Raw genomic sequence first — 16,817 nt, forward strand, 5'->3', positions numbered from 1 at the left:
ACGCCCGGTTACATTCCGAACCCGGAAGCTAAGCCTCACAGCGCCGATGGTACTGCAGGGGGGACCCTGTGGGAGAGTAGGACACCGCCGAACAATTTTTGAGGACCCCTGGTCACCAGCGTTCAGCTGGGACCAGGGGTCCTTTTGTTTTTACAATGCTTGCGGTACCGAAGACAGGAGTCACCATGTCCACCAACTCTCCCGACGAGCGACCGGAGCGCGACCAGCGGCGACGGGACAGTGGTGACCGTGGTGACCGCGGCGGGTACCGCGGAGACCGCAACGACCGCGGTAACGACCGCAGCAACGACCGTGGAGACCGCGGCGGTTACGGCCGGCGGGACGACAACCGTGGCGGTGGCGGCGGCGGTGGCTACGCTCGTCGCGATGACAACCGTGGTGGTGGGTACGGCCGTCGGGACGACCGCCGTGGTGACGAGCGGCGGGGCGACGACCGCGGTGGCCTCGGTCGCCGCGACGACAATCGCCGTGACGACAGCCGCCGTGACGACAACCGCGGTGGTGGGTACGGCCGTCGTGACGACAACCGCGGCTCCCGTCCGGCGTTCCAGCGGGACGACCGCAGGGACGACCGTGGCGGCTTCCGCCGTGACGACAACCGCGGTGGCGGCGGCGGTTACCGCGGCCGCGACGACCGACGTGACGACCGTGGTGACCGTCCGACGTTCCGTCGTGATGACCGCGACGACCGTGGCGGGCGCGGCGACTTCCGTCGTGACGACAACCGCGGTGGCGGTGGCGGTTACCGCGGCCGTGACGACCGACGCGACGACAATCGCGGGGGCGGCGGTGGCTACGGCGGTCGCCGTGACGACAACCGTGGTGGTGGCGGCTACGTGCGTCGTGACGATCGTCGCGATGACAACCGTGGTGGTGGGTACGGCCGTCGTGACGACAACCGGGGCTCCCGTCCGGCGTTCCAGCGGGATGACCGCCGGGACGACCGTGGCGGCTTCCGCCGGGACGATCGACGTGACGACCGACGTGACGACCGACGTGACGACCGTGGTGACCGCCCCGCGTTCCGTCGTGATGACCGCGACGACCGCGGCGGGCGCAGCGACTTCCGTCGTGACGACAACCGCGGCGGCGGTGGCGGTTACCGCGGCCGTGACGACCGGCGTGGTGACGACCGGCGTGACGAGCGCCGCGACGACCGGCGCGATGACAACCGGGGTGGCTTCCGGGGTCCCCGCAGCGACGACCGAGGACGTGGCCCCCGGCGTGACGACCGCCGGGACGACCGTGGCGGGCGCAGCGACTTCCGTCGTGACGACAACCGCGGCGGCGGTGGCGGTTACCGCGGCCGCGACGACCGTCGCGACGACCGGCGTGGTGACGACCGGCGTGGCGGTGGTTACGGACGCCGTGACGAGCGTGACCGCGACCGCGACCGCGAGCCGATCAAGCGGCTGCCGATCCCGGAGGACGTCACCGGCGACGAGATCGACAAGGACGTACGGCAGGAGCTCCAGAGCCTGCCCAAGACGCTCGCGGAGGACGTCGCCAAGAACCTGGTGATGGTCGCGCGGCTCATCGACGAGGACCCCGAGGGCGCGTACGGCTACTCCAGGGTGGCGCTGCGCCTCGCCTCCCGTGTCGCAGCCGTACGGGAGGCCGCCGGGTTCGCCGCGTACGCGAACCAGAAGTACAGCGAGGCGCTCGCCGAGTTCCGGGCCGCGCGGCGGATGACCGGCAGTGTCGAGCTGTGGCCGGTCATGGCCGACTGCGAGCGCGGGCTCGGGCGGCCGGAGAAGGCGCTGGACATGGCCGGCACGCCCGAGGTGCACAAGCTCGACAAGGCCGGCCAGGTCGAGATGCGCCTGGTCGCCGCCGGTGCCCGGCGTGACATGGGTCAGTTGGACGCGGCGATCGTCACGCTGCAGAGCCCCGAGCTGGCGTCCAGCTCCGTACAGCCGTGGACCGCACGGCTGCGGTACGCCTACGCCGACGCACTGCTCGCGGCCGGCCGCGTGGACGAGGCACGGGAGTGGTTCGCCAAGGCCGTGGAGGCCGACCGGGACGGCAGCACGGACGCCTCCGACCGACTGGCCGAGCTGGACGGGGTCGAGTTCGTCGACGCCCTGAACGACGAGGACCAGGACGACGAGACGGACGCCGACGAGGCGGACGAGTCCGAGGAGACCCCTGTCGAGGCCGCGACCGAGGCCGAGCCGGAGACGGTTACCGACTCGAAGTCCGAGTCGGAGTCCGAGTCCGAGGCCGACAAGGACTGATCACTGCGTCAGACGAAGGGCAGGCCCCGACCGGGGCCTGCCCTTCGTCGTACTCCCGGCCGCTCTTGGCGGGCGTCAGAAGTCGAGCGCCCGCAGCACCAGCCCCGATGCCGGCTTCGGGCCGAAGGAGGTCGACTTGCGGGGCATCGTCACGCCCTGGCGGGCCAGGTCGCGGACGACCTCCTCGCGGACCGGGTGCAGGAGGACGGCCGTACTGCCGGCGCGTTCGGCCTTGGCGACCGTCGCCGCCGTGTCGTGGATGTACGCGATGTGCGCGTTCGAGTCCTCGGGGATGCGCCAGACGTGGTCGAGGAGCGTGGCGTGCAGGACGGTGGCGTCGAGGGTACGCCAGGCGTCCGGGCGGTCGGCGGGGATCGTGCGGGCCAGGAGGTCCGGGTCCGGGCGGTCGATGAGGTGGAACGTGCCGTCACCGGCCAGCAGGAACGCGTTCCCGGTGCGGGCCGCGTCCGCGAGCGCCTCCTGCGCCTGCGGCAGGGGCACGTCGAGTCGCCGGACCCGGAAGTGATCCCGTACGGCCGTCAGGGCGTCCGGCACCGACAGGCCGTGCAGCAGGCGGTGGATGGCGCGCACGCGCAGCGGGTAGCGGCCGGTGTCGACCAGGAGGACCAGACCGTAGTCCCAGGGACTGGGGGAGGGGTGCTCCGCGCGTAGACGCAAGTAGGTGGCCCAGCGGTGGTGTCCGTCGGCGATCAGGGCCTGGTGGTGGGACAGGTCGGACTGGACCCGGGCCACCTCGCCGGGGTCCGTGACCGACCAGAGGCGGTGGTGGAAGCCGTCCTCCGTGGTGGTGGCGAGGAGCGGGGGGCGGTCGGCGGCAGCTTCGACGACCTCGGCGGTCGCGCCGTCGCCCCGGTAGGTCAGGAGCAGGGGTTCGAGGTTCGCGGAGGTCGCGCGCATCAGGGCCGCGCGGTCGGCGACCACCGGGGGCATGACCTCCTCGTGCGGCAGGACCACGCCCTCCGAGGGTTCCGAGACGCGAAGGGCGCCGATGACCCCCCGCTGGAGCATGCCGTCGCCGTCGTGCTGCTCGTAGACGTACAGGCCGGGTTCGGGGTCCGCGGTGAGGATGCCCTCGGCCTGCCAGCGCTTCAGCGTGTCGGCCGCCTGTTCAGTACCGGCACTGGGGGTACCTGCCTGGGGCAGGATCAGGCGGACGATGTTGTACGGGTCGGCGGACTGGAGGTGGTGTACGCCGTCGGGGCGTACGACGACGTCGTACGGCGGGGAAGTGACGGCGGCGAGGCTGCCGACCCGGTCGGGGTCGTAGCGGAGGCCTCGGAACGGGTTGAGTTCCAGGCCTCGGTGCTCCGTTGCTTCCGAGTGACCTGCAGTGTTCATCCCGGCATCGTACGTGTGTCAGTGCGTGCGGGATGATCGATGGGGAGAGGCGGGGCAACGAAGAGTGACGAGGAGTAACAGGGAATGAGCCAGAGTGTCAGGACTGGTCCCGAGGGCAGCGCACAGGCTCTGAACAGGGCGTATGACACGGCGCTGCTCGATCTGGACGGCGTGGTGTACGCGGGCGGCAGTGCGATCGCGCACGCGGTGGAGTCGCTGGCGACGGCACGCGAGGAAGGGATGCATCTGGCCTACGTCACCAACAACGCGCTGCGGACGCCGGACACGGTGGCCGGGCACCTCACGGAGCTGGGCATCCCGACCGGCGCCGAAGACGTCATCACCTCGGCGCAGGCGGTCTCCCGGCTGATCAGCGAGCAGGTGCCGGCGGGGGCGCGGGTGCTGGTGATCGGCGGGGAGGGGCTGCGGGTCGCCCTGCGGGAGCGGGGACTCGAACCGGTGGACTCAGCCGACGACGACCCGGCGGCCGTCGCGCAGGGGTACGGCGGCCCCGACCTGACGTGGGCGCGGTTCGCCGAGGCGTCGTACGCCGTCGCGCGCGGGGTGCCGTGGTTCGCGTCCAACACCGATCTGACGATTCCCAGCGGGCGCGGGATCGCGCCGGGCAACGGGGCGGCGGTGGAAGTCGTCCGGATCGCGACGGGTGCCGAGCCGCAGGTGGCCGGCAAGCCGCTGCCGCCGATGCACCGGGAGACGGTCCTGCGGACGGGGGCGAAGCGGCCGCTGGTGGTCGGGGACCGGCTGGACACCGACATCGAGGGCGCGTTCAACGGCGGGGTCGACTCGCTGCTCGTCCTGACCGGTGTCACCGACGGGCGCCAGCTGCTCGCCGCGCCGCCGCAGCACCGGCCGACCTATGTCGACGCCGATCTGCGGGGTCTGCTCACCGGGCAGCCGGAGGTCACGGCGGCGGGCGACGGCTTCCGTTGCGGCGGCTGGACGGCCACGGCAGGGGCGGACCGGCTGGCGCTGGAGGGTGACGGTGAGGCCCTGGACGGGCTGCGGGCGCTGTGCGCGGCCGCCTGGACGGCGGCCGGGGACGGCTCGTGTGAGGCGGACGGAGGCAAGGCGCTGGCACGGCTCGGGCTCTGAGTCCACGGTGCTCGGCCGCTGGTCACCGGTGCGCGCCGCTTGCCGGTGCGCACCCGCCGCTCACCGGTACCGGGCGCCGCTCGCCCGGACCGGCCGTCGAGAGCGTTGGGGAGGGTAGGCTAACCTAACCGGGTGTTGGTCGACAGTCCTCCTGAACAGCGCGCGGAGACCGCCCCCGCGCCCCCGACCCGCCGGGCGATACGGGCCCTTGGGCTCCTCGTCTCCGTCGTGATCCTGATGCTCGTCGCCCTGGCGAGCATCGCGATCGGGGCGAAAGAGCTGCCGCTGGACCAGGTCTGGCACGGCCTGTTCCACGACACGGGGGCCTACGGTGACGTGGTCGTCGGCGAGCGGCTGTCCCGGACCGCGCTCGGCCTGCTGGCGGGTGCCGCCCTGGGCCTGTCCGGGGCGGTGCTCCAGGCACTCACCCGCAACCCGCTCGCCGATCCCGGGCTGCTCGGCATCAACGCGGGCGCGTCGGCCGCGGTCGTCACCGCCATCACCTGCTTCGGTGTCACCACGCTCAACGGCTATGTGTGGTTCGCCTTCTTCGGGGCGGCCGCGGTGGGCGCGCTGGTGTGGTTCCTGGGCGGCAGCCGGGGCGCCACCCCGGTCCGGCTGGCGCTGGCCGGCACGGCGATCAGCGCGGCGCTCTACGGCTACCTCCAGGCCGTGATGATCACGGACGGCGCGGCGCTCAACAAGTGGCGTTTCTGGACGGTCGGTTCGCTGGCCGCCGCGAACGACTCGACGATCGTGCAGGTCCTGCCGTTCCTGGCGGGCGGCACCCTGCTCGCGCTCGGTCTCGCCCGGCCGCTGAACGCGGTGGCGATGGGCGACGACACCGCCCGTGCCCTCGGCACGAACCTGGGCCGTACCCGGGCCCTCTCCATGCTGGCCGCCGTCGTGCTGTGCGGCGCGGCCACCGCGGCCTGCGGCCCGATCGCCTTCGTCGGCCTGATGGTTCCGCACGTCGTGCGCTCCTTCACCGGCCCCGACCTGCGCTGGATCCTGCCGTACGCGACGATCCTGTCGCCCGTGCTGCTGCTCGGCGCCGATGTCGTCGGCCGGATCGTCGCCCGCCCCTCCGAACTCCAGGTGGGCATCGTCACCACGATCATCGGCGGGCCGGTCTTCATTCTTCTCGTACGACGGCGCAGGACGGCCCAGCTGTGAAGAACTCCGCCATGAAGAACACCGCTGCGAAGACATCCGCCGTGACGACAACCGCCGTGAAGAACACCGCGGGGGAGACGAGTGCCGTGCGGAACACGCGTACGCTGCGCACCCCCGGCGGGCTCTCCCTGCGGACGGACGTGCGCGCGCTCGTCGTCGTGACGGCGCTGCTGCTGGCCGCGTGTGCCGCGAGTGTCGTGCTGATCGGTACCGGCGACTTCCCGATCTCCTTCGGCGACGTGGTGAAGACGCTGGCCGGCAACGGCACCCCGGGCCAGGACTTCATCGTCAACGAACTGCGGCTGCCGCGCGTTCTGGTCGGTCTGCTGGTCGGCGCCTCGCTCGGCCTCGGCGGGGCGCTGTTCCAGGCCATCTCCCGCAACCCGCTCGGCAGTCCGGACGTCCTCGGCCTCTCCCAGGGCGCGACGTCCGGCGCGCTCGTCGTCATCGTGCTGACGTCCGGGGGCGCCGCCCAGGTCACGTTCGGCGCGCTGGTCGGCGGTCTGCTGACCGGTCTCGTCATCTACCTGCTCGCCTGGAAGCGGGGCGTGCACGGCTACCGGCTGGTGCTGGTCGGCATCGGTGTCTCCGCGGTCGTCACCGCGGTCAACGGCTACCTGCTCACCAAGGCCGACTTCGTCGACGCGACCCGCGCGGTCGTGTGGATGACCGGATCCCTCGACGGCCGGGACTGGAGCCAGGTCCGGCCGCTGCTCGCGCTGTGCGCCGTCCTCGTCCCGCTGTCGCTGGCCAACGCGCGCGGCCTGCGGATGACGGAGATGGGCGACGACGTGTCCAACGCCCTCGGGGTGCGTGTGGAGCGGGTACGGCTGCTGCTGATGGTGTCGGCGGTGCTGCTGACCGCGGCCGCCACCGCCGCCGCGGGCCCGGTCAGCTTCGTGGCGCTCACCGCCCCGCAGCTCGCCCGCCGCCTCACCCGCTCGCCCGGCCCCAACCTGCTGCCCTCCCTCTGTATGGGCGCCACCCTGCTGGTCACCGCCGACTGGGCCTCCCAGCGTGCCTTCGGCGCCGACCAGCTGCCCGTGGGCGTGGTCACCGGAGTCCTGGGCGGGGTCTACCTGCTGTGGCTCCTCGTCACCGAGCGCAGGGCGGGCCGGACATGAGCGCCCGCGGTGGGCGGGACCTGAGCGCGAACCCCCAGCCGGAAAGCAAGAGGAGCACAGTGAACCGCCTGTCCGCCCAGAACGTCACCCTCGCCTACGACCGGCGCGTCATCGCCGAGCAGCTGTCGGTGGAGATCCCCGACAACTCCTTCACGGTGATCGTGGGCCCCAACGCCTGCGGCAAGTCGACGCTCCTGCGCGCGCTGTCGCGGATGCTCAAGCCCAGCCAGGGCCGGGTGCTGCTCGACGGGCAGGTCATCCAGTCGATGCCGGCGAAGAAGGTCGCCCGCGCCCTCGGACTGCTGCCCCAGTCGTCCATCGCGCCCGACGGCATCACCGTCGGCGACCTGGTCGGCCGCGGCCGCTACCCGCACCAGGGACTGCTGCGCCAGTGGTCCACCGAGGACGAGCGGGTCGTCCAGGAGGCGATGGCGCAGACGGGGGTCGCCGAGCTCGCCGGCCGGTACGTCGACGAACTGTCCGGCGGTCAGCGGCAGCGCGTGTGGATCGCCATGGCGCTGGCCCAGCAGACCCCGCTGCTGCTCCTCGACGAGCCGACCACCTACCTGGACATCCAGCACCAGATCGACGTCCTCGACCTCTGTGCCGAGCTGCACGAGGAGCAGGGCCGGACGCTGGTCGCGGTGCTGCACGACCTCAACCACGCGGCCCGGTACGCCACGCATCTCATCGCGCTGCGCGGCGGCGAGGTGGTCGCCGAGGGCGCCCCGAACGACGTCGTCACCGCGGAGCTGGTCGAGGAGGTCTTCGGACTGCGCTGTCAGATCATCGACGACCCGGAGACCGGGACCCCGCTGGTGGTGCCCGCGGCCCGGAAGGCGCGGCTCACAGCAGCTTCCTGAGCCGGAACAGGTCCAGCAGGTTCGCGTCCAGCTTCACCCGGCCCGAGCCCCAGGCCCCGGCGAAGTTCAGCTCGCCGTCGACCAGGGCCACCAGGTCGTCGCCGGCCAAGGCCAGCCCGATCTGTGCCTTCTGACGCGGCGGCCCGGGATGCGTCTCCTCCACCTCGATCCGGCCGCCGGTGAGCCGGCCCGCGAAGGTGACGTCCAGGTCGGTGATGTGGCAGCTGACGGTGCGGTCCATGGCGGCGGCCGCACGGACGTCGCCCTCGGCGCCGCCCATGGTGTGGGAGAGCTTGTCGAGTGCGGCGCGGCACTCCTCGATCGTGGCCATCGCGATCGACGGTACCCCAGCGGTTCGAGGTAGCGTCGGGGCATGACCGACTCTGTGCCCGAGGGCCGGACGGCGGAGGCGGCGGAAGCGGTACCGGCCGAGCCCGCGTACGACCCCGCCGCCCCCGCCCCGCTGAACGTCCCCCGCACCCCCACCGGCAACGCCGAGGTCGACGAGCGGCTCGACCGGCTGGGCGACGCCGACCACCTCGCCACGGACGGGCACCTGGAGGTGTACGAGGATGTACACCGGGGGCTGCGCGACGCGCTGACCGAGCTCGACGCCCGCCCGGGGCCGCCGGGTCCCCCGCCGCCCGCACCGCCGTACGGCAACAGGGCGCCCGCACCGTCGTACCACCAGAGCAGGAGCTGAACCGAACGTGGCAGGAGTCGCACGCCGCCGTCTGGACGCGGAGCTGGTCCGCCGGAAGCTGGCGCGCTCGCGCGAGCACGCCAGCCAGCTGATCGCCGCCGGGCGGGTCACCGTCGGCAAGACCCTCGCGACCAAGCCGGCCACCCAGGTGGAGACCGCCGCGGCCATCGTCGTGCAGTCCGACGACAACGACCCCGAGTACGTCTCCCGGGGCGGCCACAAGCTGGCGGGGGCGCTGGCCGCGTTCGTCCCGCGGGGCCTCGCGGTCCAGGGGCGGCGGGCGCTGGACGCCGGTGCGTCCACCGGCGGCTTCACCGACGTGCTGCTGCGCGCGGGCGCGGCGCATGTCGTCGCCGTCGACGTCGGATACGGCCAACTCGCGTGGTCTCTGCGGAGCGATGAACGCGTCACCGTCAAGGACCGTACGAACGTACGCGAGTTGACGCTTGAAGCGATCGATGGGGAGCCTGTGGATCTTGTCGTGGGTGATCTGTCCTTCATCCCGCTCGGGCTGGTGCTGCCGGCCCTGGCGCGGTGTGTGAAGCCGGACGCCGACCTGGTGATGATGGTCAAACCGCAGTTCGAGGTGGGCAGGGAACGGCTGGGCAGCGGGGGAGTCGTACGGAGTCCGCAGCTGCGGGCGGACGCCGTGCGGGGGGTTGCCGACAAGGCGTGGGAGCTCGGACTCGGGGCGAACGGTGTCACCGCCAGTCCGCTGCCCGGGCCGTCCGGCAATGTCGAGTACTTTCTGTGGCTGCGGGCCGGGGCACCCCCACTGGACCCGGCCGACATTGACCGTGCAGTGGCGGAGGGGCCGCGTTGACACAGAACCGAGCTCGTACTGTTTTCCTGCTGGCCCACACCGGGCGGCCTGCGGCGATCCGCAGCGCCGAACTCGTGGTCAAGGGGCTGCTGGCGGCCGGAGTCGGCGTACGGGTACTGGACTTCGAGGCCGCGGACCTGCCGCTGCCGGACGAGGTCGAACTCGTCGAGGAGGCGTCGCCGCACAGCCTCGACGGCTGCGAGCTGCTGATCGTCCTCGGCGGTGACGGCACGCTGCTGCGCGGCGCCGAGTTCGCCCGGGCCTCCGGGGTGCCGATGCTCGGCGTCAACCTCGGCAGCGTCGGCTTCCTCGCGGAGGCCGAGCGGGACGACCTCGACAAGGTCGTCGACCGGGTGGTGAGCCGGGCCTACGAGGTCGAGGAACGGATGACCGTCGACGTCGTCGTGCACCGCAACGGGGACATCGTGCACACCGACTGGGCGCTGAACGAGGCGGCCGTGCAGAAGGCGGGCGCCGAGAAGCTCCTCGAAGTGGTGCTGGAGATCGACGGGCGGCCGGTGACCGGGTTCGGCTGCGACGGGATCGTGCTGTCGACGCCGACCGGGTCCACGGCGTACGCGTTCTCGGCCGGCGGCCCGGTGGTGTGGCCGGAGGTGGAGGCGCTGCTGATGGTGCCGATCTCCGCGCACGCGCTGTTCGCGAAGCCGCTGGTGACGTCGCCGGACTCGGTGCTGGCGGTGGAGGTGCTGCCGCACATCCAGCCGGGCGTGCTGTGGTGTGACGGGCGGCGGACAGTCGAGCTGCCGCCGGGGGCGCGGGTGGAGGTGCGGCGGGGCGCGGTGCCGGTGCGGCTCGCCCGGCTGCACCACGCCTCGTTCACGGACCGGCTGGTGGCGAAGTTCGCTCTGCCGGTGTCCGGATGGCGGGGTGCGCCGCAGTAGCGGTCGGTGGGGGCTGGTTTCCGGCACGCAGGCGGGTACGGGTGCGGGTGCGTGGGGGCTGATCGCGCAGTTCCCCACGCTTCTGGCCAGGTGCGCTCGCCGGGGGTGCTGAGATGGCCGGGCATCGGTACGGCCCGGCGCCCCTGGGCGGGTGGGCTCGCCGGGTGTCCAGGCGGCCGCGCGTCGGTGCCGTCCCGCGCCCTTTCGGGGCGCAGCGCCACTCGCCCGGGTGACAGGGTGCCTCGCGCTTCTCCTGCCCTACCTCGTAAGGTCTTCTCCGTGCTGGAAGAAATGCGGATACGGTCGCTCGGTGTCATCGACGACGCCGTCGTCGAGTTGTCACCGGGGTTCACCGCCGTGACCGGTGAGACCGGTGCGGGCAAGACCATGGTGGTCACCAGCCTGGGGCTGCTGCTCGGCGGGCGGGCCGATCCCGCGCTCGTGCGGATCGGCTCCGAGAAGGCGGTCGTCGAGGGGCGGCTCACCGTGCCACCGGGCGCCTCGGCGGTCCTACGGGCCGAGGAGGCCGGTGCGGAGCTGGACGACGGGGCGCTGCTGATCAGCCGTACCGTTTCCGCCGAGGGCCGCTCCCGGGCGCACCTGGGCGGCCGGAGCGTGCCCGTCGGGCTGCTCGCGGAACTCGCCGACGACCTGGTGGCCGTGCACGGACAGACCGACCAGCAGGGCCTGCTGAAGCTGTCCCGGCAGCGGCAGGCCCTGGACCGGTACGCGGGCGACGGGGTCACCGTGCCGCTCGCCAAGTACGGCGAGGCCTACCGGCGGCTGCGGGCCGTGGTGGTGGAGCTGGAGGAGATCGTCACCCGGGCACGGGAGCGGGCCCAGGAAGCCGACATGCTGCGCTACGGGCTCGACGAGATCGCGGGGGTCGAACCGCGGGCCGGCGAGGACGTGGAGCTGGCCGAGGAGGCCGAGCGGCTCGGACACGCCGAGGCGCTGTCCTCGGCCGCGACCGCAGCGCACTCCGCGCTCGCGGGCAACCCCGAGGACCCTGAGGGGATCGACGCCGGCACCCTGGTGGCGGGCGCCCACCGTGCGCTGGAGGCCGTGAGGTCGCACGATCCGGCGCTGGCCGCGCTCGCCGACCGCATCGGCGAGGTCGGGATCCTGCTGGGAGACGTGGCGGGCGAGCTGGCAGGCTACGCCGACGACCTCGACGCCGACCCGCTGCGGCTCGCGGCCGTGGAGGAGCGCCGCGCCGCGCTCACCGCGCTCACCCGGAAGTACGGCGAGAGCGTCGACGCGGTGCTGGCGTGGGCCGAGCAGGGCGCCGCACGGCTGACCGAACTCGACGGCGACGACGAGCGGATCGACGAGCTGACCGCCGAACGCGATGCCCTGCGCGCGGAACTGGGCGGGCTCGCCCAGGCGTTGACCGACGCGCGCACGGGGGCCGCCGAGCGTTTCGCGGCCGCCGTCACCGCCGAGCTGGGCTCCCTGGCGATGCCGCACGCACGGGTGTCCTTCGAGATCCGCCAGACCGAGGACCCGGAGGGCGTGGAGGTCGGCGGGCGTGCGGTCGCGTACGGCCCCTCGGGCGCCGACGAGGTCGAACTGCTCCTCGCCCCGCACCCCGGCGCCCCGCCCCGCCCGATCGCCAAGGGCGCCTCCGGCGGTGAGCTGTCCCGTGTGATGCTCGCGGTGGAGGTCGTCTTCGCGGGCACCGACCCGGTCCCCACCTACCTCTTCGACGAGGTCGACGCGGGCGTCGGCGGCAAGGCGGCGGTCGAGATCGGACGCCGCCTGGCGAAGCTCGCCAAGTCGGCGCAGGTGGTCGTGGTCACGCATCTCCCGCAGGTCGCCGCCTTCGCCGACCGGCAGTTGCTGGTCGAGAAGACGAACGACGGCTCGGTCACGCGCTCGGGCGTGAAGGTCCTGGAGGGCGAGGAGCGGGTCCGGGAACTCTCCCGGATGCTGGCCGGCCAGGAGGACTCGGAGACCGCCCGGGCCCACGCGGAGGAACTGCTCGCCACCGCGAGAGCGGACGCCTGACGCGTCACGGCGGGGGCGCGGGCCGACGGACGCCGGCGCCGCCGGGCGGACGCGACAACGCGCCCGCCCGGTCGTGCGCGCGCCCGAACCATCGCTCGCCCGGTTTGCCGTACTGTCACTCTCACGGGTGACACACTCCTGCGCGTGTCCCGCCCCGCCCCGGTATGCCCCTTCCCGGAGCCCCGCGGTGCCCCCCGCGGCCCGATACCGTCTCCACGTACCCTCGTGACCGCCCCGACGCCGAACACAGGAGCCCGGCTGCGTGAGCCCCGTGAGCAGCAACGCATCGCACGGTCAGTCGCCGCTGCGCACCGTGCAGGTGCTGGGCGGTGGCAACGCCGGCAGCAGTGCGCACGTGCGTTCGCTCGCCGCCGGTCTCGTCGCACGGGGCGTGCGGGTCACGGTGTGCGCCCCCGTCGAGGCCGATCGCGCCTATGACTTCTCGGGTGTCGGCGCCGACCACGTCCACGTACCGCGCAGCAGTGACCCGGGGTCGGTGGCGGCGCTGCGGGCCGCCTGCACCGAAGCCGACCTGGTGCACGCCCACGGTCTGCACGCGTCCTTCCGTGCCGTGCTGGCGCTCAGCGGCCGCCGTACCCCGCTCATCGTCACCTGGCACAGCCGGGCGGAGGCCGAGGGCGCCCGGGCGCAGCTGCTGCGGATGCTGGAACGGCGGGTGGTGCGCACCGCCGCCGTGGTGCTCGGCACGACCTCCGACCTGGTGGACCGGGCCCGCCGCACCGGCGCCCGGGACGCGCGGCTCGCCGCCGTGACACTGCCTGGTCTGCGAAGCCCCGGGAAACAGGAGGAGGCGGACCGGCTGCGGCCCAAGGCGCGCGCCGAACTCGGAGCCATGGGACGGCCGTTGCTCATCGCCGTGGGCTCTCTCGACCGGCACCGCGGCTATGACGTCCTGCTGGACGCGGCGCGTGCCTGGCGCCGGCTCGATCCGGTACCGCTGCTCGTCATCGCGGGGGAGGGCCCGCTGCGTACGGTGTTGCAGCGGCGGATCGAGACCGAGGAGCTGCCCGTCCGGCTCATCGGCCGTCGCGACGACGTCGGCGACCTGCTCGCCGCCGCCGATCTGGCCCTGCTGCCCAGCAGTTGGGAGTCGCGTTCGGTGCTCGCCCAGGAGGCCCTGCACGCGCGCGTGCCGCTCGTCGCGACCGCCGTGGGCGGGATCCCCGACCTGGTCGGCGACGCGGCCGAACTCGTGCCCTACGGCGACGCGATCGCCCTCGCCGACACCGTGCTACGCCTGCTCGGCGACCCCGGACGCTGCGAGGAACTGCGCGAGAAGGGTGCCCGGCAGGCGGCGAGCTGGCCCACGGAGGACGAGACGGTCACCCAAGTGCTCAGCGTGTACGACGAGTTGACCCAGCCCCGGCCGCTGTAGCGGTCACAGGACGTGCCGGCGGGCCCGCAGGGCGAGGCTCAACGCCAGTACCACCTGGGGGTCGTCGAGGTCGGTGCCGAGCAACTCGCCGATGCGGGCGAGACGGTTGTAGAGGGTCTGCCGGTTGAGGTGGAGTTCGCGGGCCGTCTCCGCCTTGCGGCCGGCGTGTGCCAGGTAGGTCTCCAAGGTGGGCAGCAGGGGCGGCCTGGAGCGGTTGTCGTGGTCGCGGAGCGGTCCGATCGCCCGGTCCACGAAGGCCGCCAGGTCCGGGTGGTCGCGCAGCCGCCACAGAAGGAGGTCGATGTCGAGGCGGCGGGCGTCGTACCAGGGGCGGTCGGAGAGGCCCTGGGCCGCCGTCGCGGTCTCGGCCGCGTGCCGCAGCCCCGCCGAGGCGGCCGCCCAGCCGCCGGCCACCCCGACCACCACGACCGGGGGAGCGGACCCGGGGCGCCGCATCCCGGCGCGCTCCACGCCCGCGCGCAGCGCCGCCGCGACCCGGTCCGCGACCGTCGTCCGCTCCGTCTCCGCGCGCAGGCCCAGCAGGAGCGGCACCCGGCCCTCCACCGGCCGTACGCCAAGGAGCACGGGCACGCCCACGGCCGCCAGCTCCTCGCCGACCGCCCGGGCCAGCACCGCCCAGCCGCCGCCCGGGGACAGGGAGTCGCCGACCCGCATGACGACCGGCAGCAGCGGGCCGGTGCCGGGCTTGAAGCCGAGGACGCGGGCCTGGGCCGGGGCGTCCGCCGCGCTGATACGGCCCTCGGCGAGGTCGGTCAGGAAGTCGCCGCGGCCGCGGGCCGCCAGCTCCTCCTCCTGACGGGCCTGCATCAGGACGACGGCCAGGATGCCGGCGGCCCGTTCGGCGGCGATCCGGTGCACCGGGGTGAGCTGCCCGAGGACCGGGAGCAGTACCAGCCGGGCCCGCACCGAGCCGCTCCCCGGTCCGCCGCCCGGCACGTCCACCAGGACCGAACCGGTCGGCGGCGGCGCGTGCTTGTGCTGGCCGCGCAGCCCCTCCCACACCTGGAGCGGATCAGCGCCCTCGGGGCCCGATCCGGCGGCGTACAGCAGCTGGCCGTCGGTGGTCTCCAGGAACACCGGGTTGCCGCTGAACCCGGCCAGGATCGCGAGGACCTGGGGGACCCCGCCGCCGCCCAGCAGGGCCTCGGTACAGCGCCGGTGCATCTCCTCGGCGCGCTGCAGGAGCGTGTAGTGGTGGTTGACGATCTCGGTGTGGATCTCCTCCGTCACCGTCACGAAGGGCACCTCGCGGTGCAGCACGACCAGCGGCAGCCCCATCGTCCGGGCGGTGTCGACGAGGGTGGCGGGCAGCCGGGAGAACCGCGGGCCCAGCTCCACCACCAGGGCGGCGATGCCCCGCTCGGCGAGCGTGCGCACGAACGCCCGCTGGTCGTGCGGCCGGGTGCCCAGCCCGTATCCGGTGGTGAGCAGGAGTTCGCCGCCCTTCAGCAGCGAGGCGATGTTGGGTACCTCGCCGGCGTGCACCCAGCGCACGGTCCGGCCCAGCCGGTCGGCGCCCGCCAGGATCTCCGGAAGCCCGCTGCGCAGCCCGGGCAGCTCCAGCGCCCGCTGCACGGTGATCCCGCCCTGGGTGTCGAATCCGCTGCCCGTACCGCTGTCCATGGGGCGGACGCTACCTGGGCGAACGCCTTCCCGGCACCTTCCGCTAGAGCGGTTCGATGTTGTGGTTGAAGCGGAAGACGTTGTCGGGGTCCCACGTCCGCTTCACCTTGCCGAGCCGCAGCGAGTTCGCCGTGCCGAGGCCGGCCCGCACCCGGTCGGGGCCCTCGTCCCCGATGAAGTTGAGATAGACCGCGCCGGTGGACCAGGGCCCCACGGCGGTCCGGACGTCCCGCACCCAGGCGATGGCCCGTTCGTCGTCGGCGGGCTCCGCCCACATGCCGAAGGGGTGCACGGCCCAGGACGCGCCCCGGTACGGCACCGGGTACTCGGCCGGACCGGCCGCGATCGCCCCGCCCTGCGGGAACAGCACGTGCTGGGTGCCGGTCGGCACCGGCATGTCCTCCGCGCAGGCGCAGTAGGCGTCCACCGCCCCGTCGGGCAGCTCGTCCAGATACTCGGCCGACCAGTAGTTCCGCTGCCCCGCCGGGAAGTCGAGCATGGACTGGGCCTGGGTGTACGGCATCGGGCCGACCACCTCGGCCTCGTGCGGCAGCGCCAGCAACGGCTCGACGACCTTCCGCAGGTCCTCCTCGCCGCCCGCGTAGGTCACCAGCGCGACGCACACCGGCCTGCCCACCAGGTGCTCCGGTACGAACGGCAGCGGCGGGCCGGTGAGGTACTGCACCGCGCCGGCCGCCTCGTCGGGACCGGTGCGGATCACCTCGCGGAAGGTGCGCACCACGTCCGGGCCGGACTGCGGCGGATACACCAGCACCGCGACCGAGAACGCCGGCAGCTCGTGCAGTTCGAGGGTGAGGGCGGTGGCGACGCCGAAGTTCCCGCCGCCGCCGTGCAGGGCCCAGAACAGCTCCGGGTTCTCGTCGGCGTTGGCGTGCACGCGCTCGCCGTCGGCGGTGACCAGCTCGACGCCGAGCAGGTTGTCGACGGCCAGGCCGAAGGCGCGGTCCAGCCAGCCCGTGCCGCCGCCCAGCACGAAACCGCCGACCCCGGTGGTGGAGGCCCGGCCGCCGGTGGTGGCGAGGCCGTACGGCTCGGCCGTCCCGTCCAGATCGCTCATCGTGGCGCCGCCCTGCACGCGTACCGCCCGCCCGGCCGGGTCGACGGCCACCGCGTGCATCCGGCGCAGGTCCACCACGAGCGCGCCGTCGCCGCTCGCCGAACCCGCGACGCTGTGACCGCCGCCCCGCACCGCGATCGAGAGGTCGAGCTCCCGGCCGAACCGCACCGCACGGACCACGTCGGCGTCGTCCGCGCACTGGGCGATGACGGCGGGCCGCCGGTCGATCATGGAGTTGAAGACGGCACGGGCGTCGTCGTACCCGACGTCCCCCGGCGCGAACACCGCACCGGCCAGATCCTCACGCAGCGCGGCGAGCGCCGTACCTGCCTTAGACGGGGAAGCCATGGCAGTCCCCTTCCGGAAAA

14 protein-coding genes and 1 rRNA gene are annotated in these 16,817 nt (G+C 73.4%); 11 read left to right on the plus strand and 4 right to left on the minus strand.

Annotation, left to right across the window (positions count from 1 at the left end; all coding sequences use genetic code 11):
* Together rrf and ACZ4O3_RS38355 are read left to right on the plus strand one after the other, a co-directional pair.
* Positions 1 to 93 (plus strand): 5S ribosomal RNA (rrf, locus tag ACZ4O3_RS38350); the annotation flags it as partial.
* A 1,340-nt stretch (positions 94 to 1,433) separates the two neighbouring features.
* A complete protein-coding gene (locus tag ACZ4O3_RS38355; RefSeq protein WP_467726927.1) occupies positions 1,434 to 2,258 on the plus strand; it encodes a tetratricopeptide repeat protein in 825 nt (274 codons plus the stop codon).
* Between the two features lie 75 nt (positions 2,259 to 2,333).
* Here the strand turns inward: ACZ4O3_RS38355 and ACZ4O3_RS38360 are convergent, their stop codons facing one another.
* A complete protein-coding gene (locus ACZ4O3_RS38360; RefSeq protein ID WP_362730775.1) occupies positions 2,334 to 3,617 on the minus strand; it encodes a DUF1015 domain-containing protein in 1,284 nt (427 codons plus the stop codon).
* 84 nt (positions 3,618 to 3,701) lie between these two features.
* Between ACZ4O3_RS38360 and ACZ4O3_RS38365 the strand changes: the two genes are divergently transcribed.
* From ACZ4O3_RS38365 to ACZ4O3_RS38380, 4 genes are all read left to right on the plus strand, one after another.
* A complete protein-coding gene (locus ACZ4O3_RS38365) occupies positions 3,702 to 4,730 on the plus strand; it encodes an HAD-IIA family hydrolase (protein WP_467726849.1) in 1,029 nt (342 codons plus the stop codon).
* A gap of 132 nt (positions 4,731 to 4,862) precedes the next feature.
* On the plus strand, positions 4,863 to 5,906 hold the full coding sequence (locus tag ACZ4O3_RS38370) for a FecCD family ABC transporter permease (RefSeq protein ID WP_467726851.1): 1,044 nt from the start codon (positions 4,863 to 4,865) through the stop codon (positions 5,904 to 5,906).
* Positions 5,907 to 5,917: 11 nt separating this feature from the next.
* Positions 5,918 to 7,030 (plus strand): FecCD family ABC transporter permease, encoded by a 1,113-nt coding sequence (locus ACZ4O3_RS38375; protein ID WP_467726852.1) that lies wholly within the window; start codon positions 5,918 to 5,920, stop codon positions 7,028 to 7,030.
* A complete protein-coding gene (locus tag ACZ4O3_RS38380) occupies positions 7,027 to 7,893 on the plus strand; it encodes an ABC transporter ATP-binding protein (RefSeq protein WP_362727032.1) in 867 nt (288 codons plus the stop codon). Before ACZ4O3_RS38375 ends, ACZ4O3_RS38380 begins: the two co-directional genes overlap by 4 nt.
* Here the strand turns inward: ACZ4O3_RS38380 and ACZ4O3_RS38385 are convergent.
* Positions 7,877 to 8,224 carry a sterol-binding protein gene (locus tag ACZ4O3_RS38385; protein WP_384996839.1) on the minus strand — a complete coding sequence of 116 codons (348 nt, stop codon included), beginning with the start codon at positions 8,222 to 8,224 and terminating at the stop codon, positions 7,877 to 7,879. The two genes, ACZ4O3_RS38380 and ACZ4O3_RS38385, sit on opposite strands and share 17 nt — an antisense overlap.
* 42 nt (positions 8,225 to 8,266) lie before the next feature.
* On the opposite strand from ACZ4O3_RS38385, the gene ACZ4O3_RS38390 reads away from it, so the two are divergent.
* From ACZ4O3_RS38390 to ACZ4O3_RS38410, 5 genes are all read left to right on the plus strand, one after another.
* The gene (locus ACZ4O3_RS38390; protein ID WP_467726853.1) at positions 8,267 to 8,596 is read left to right on the plus strand and encodes a hypothetical protein; all 330 of its coding nucleotides are present in this window, start codon (positions 8,267 to 8,269) and stop codon (positions 8,594 to 8,596) included.
* 7 nt (positions 8,597 to 8,603) lie between these two features.
* On the plus strand, positions 8,604 to 9,419 hold the full coding sequence (locus tag ACZ4O3_RS38395) for a TlyA family RNA methyltransferase (RefSeq protein ID WP_384996835.1): 816 nt from the start codon (positions 8,604 to 8,606) through the stop codon (positions 9,417 to 9,419).
* A complete protein-coding gene (locus tag ACZ4O3_RS38400) occupies positions 9,416 to 10,321 on the plus strand; it encodes an NAD kinase (RefSeq protein ID WP_351320730.1) in 906 nt (301 codons plus the stop codon). Before ACZ4O3_RS38395 ends, ACZ4O3_RS38400 begins: the two co-directional genes overlap by 4 nt.
* A 291-nt stretch (positions 10,322 to 10,612) precedes the next feature.
* Positions 10,613 to 12,331, plus strand: a complete 1,719-nt coding sequence (recN, locus tag ACZ4O3_RS38405) for a DNA repair protein RecN (RefSeq protein WP_467726928.1) — start codon at positions 10,613 to 10,615, stop codon at positions 12,329 to 12,331.
* 262 nt (positions 12,332 to 12,593) lie between these two features.
* Positions 12,594 to 13,727, plus strand: coding sequence for a glycosyltransferase family 4 protein (locus tag ACZ4O3_RS38410; RefSeq protein ID WP_467726855.1), 1,134 nt, complete (start codon positions 12,594 to 12,596; stop codon positions 13,725 to 13,727).
* Between the two features lie 3 nt (positions 13,728 to 13,730).
* Here the strand turns inward: ACZ4O3_RS38410 and ACZ4O3_RS38415 are convergent, their stop codons facing one another.
* Positions 13,731 to 15,371: a PucR family transcriptional regulator gene (locus ACZ4O3_RS38415; RefSeq protein WP_467726856.1), complete on the minus strand. Its 1,641-nt coding sequence runs from the start codon at positions 15,369 to 15,371 to the stop codon at positions 13,731 to 13,733.
* A 43-nt stretch (positions 15,372 to 15,414) separates the two neighbouring features.
* On the minus strand, positions 15,415 to 16,797 hold the full coding sequence (locus tag ACZ4O3_RS38420) for an FAD-binding oxidoreductase (RefSeq protein WP_467726857.1): 1,383 nt from the start codon (positions 16,795 to 16,797) through the stop codon (positions 15,415 to 15,417).
* Positions 16,798 to 16,817: the final 20 nt, after the last annotated feature.

Source organism: Streptomyces sp. NPDC026515 (assembly GCF_055567595.1).

Bases quoted from the DNA above. Each gene is read 5' to 3' on its own strand.
- ACZ4O3_RS38360 (WP_362730775.1), bottom strand. From the start codon at position 3,617: ATGAACACTGCAGGTCACTCGGAAGCAACGGAGCACCGAGGCCTGGAA.
- ACZ4O3_RS38365 (WP_467726849.1), top strand. From the start codon at position 3,702: ATGAGCCAGAGTGTCAGGACTGGTCCCGAGGGCAGCGCACAGGCTCTG.
- ACZ4O3_RS38375 (WP_467726852.1), top strand. From the start codon at position 5,918: ATGAAGAACACCGCTGCGAAGACATCCGCCGTGACGACAACCGCCGTG.
- ACZ4O3_RS38380 (WP_362727032.1), top strand. From the start codon at position 7,027: ATGAGCGCCCGCGGTGGGCGGGACCTGAGCGCGAACCCCCAGCCGGAA.
- ACZ4O3_RS38385 (WP_384996839.1), bottom strand. From the start codon at position 8,224: ATGGCCACGATCGAGGAGTGCCGCGCCGCACTCGACAAGCTCTCCCAC.
- ACZ4O3_RS38390 (WP_467726853.1), top strand. From the start codon at position 8,267: ATGACCGACTCTGTGCCCGAGGGCCGGACGGCGGAGGCGGCGGAAGCG.
- recN (WP_467726928.1), top strand. From the start codon at position 10,613: ATGCGGATACGGTCGCTCGGTGTCATCGACGACGCCGTCGTCGAGTTG.
- ACZ4O3_RS38415 (WP_467726856.1), bottom strand. From the start codon at position 15,371: ATGGACAGCGGTACGGGCAGCGGATTCGACACCCAGGGCGGGATCACC.
- ACZ4O3_RS38420 (WP_467726857.1), bottom strand. From the start codon at position 16,797: ATGGCTTCCCCGTCTAAGGCAGGTACGGCGCTCGCCGCGCTGCGTGAG.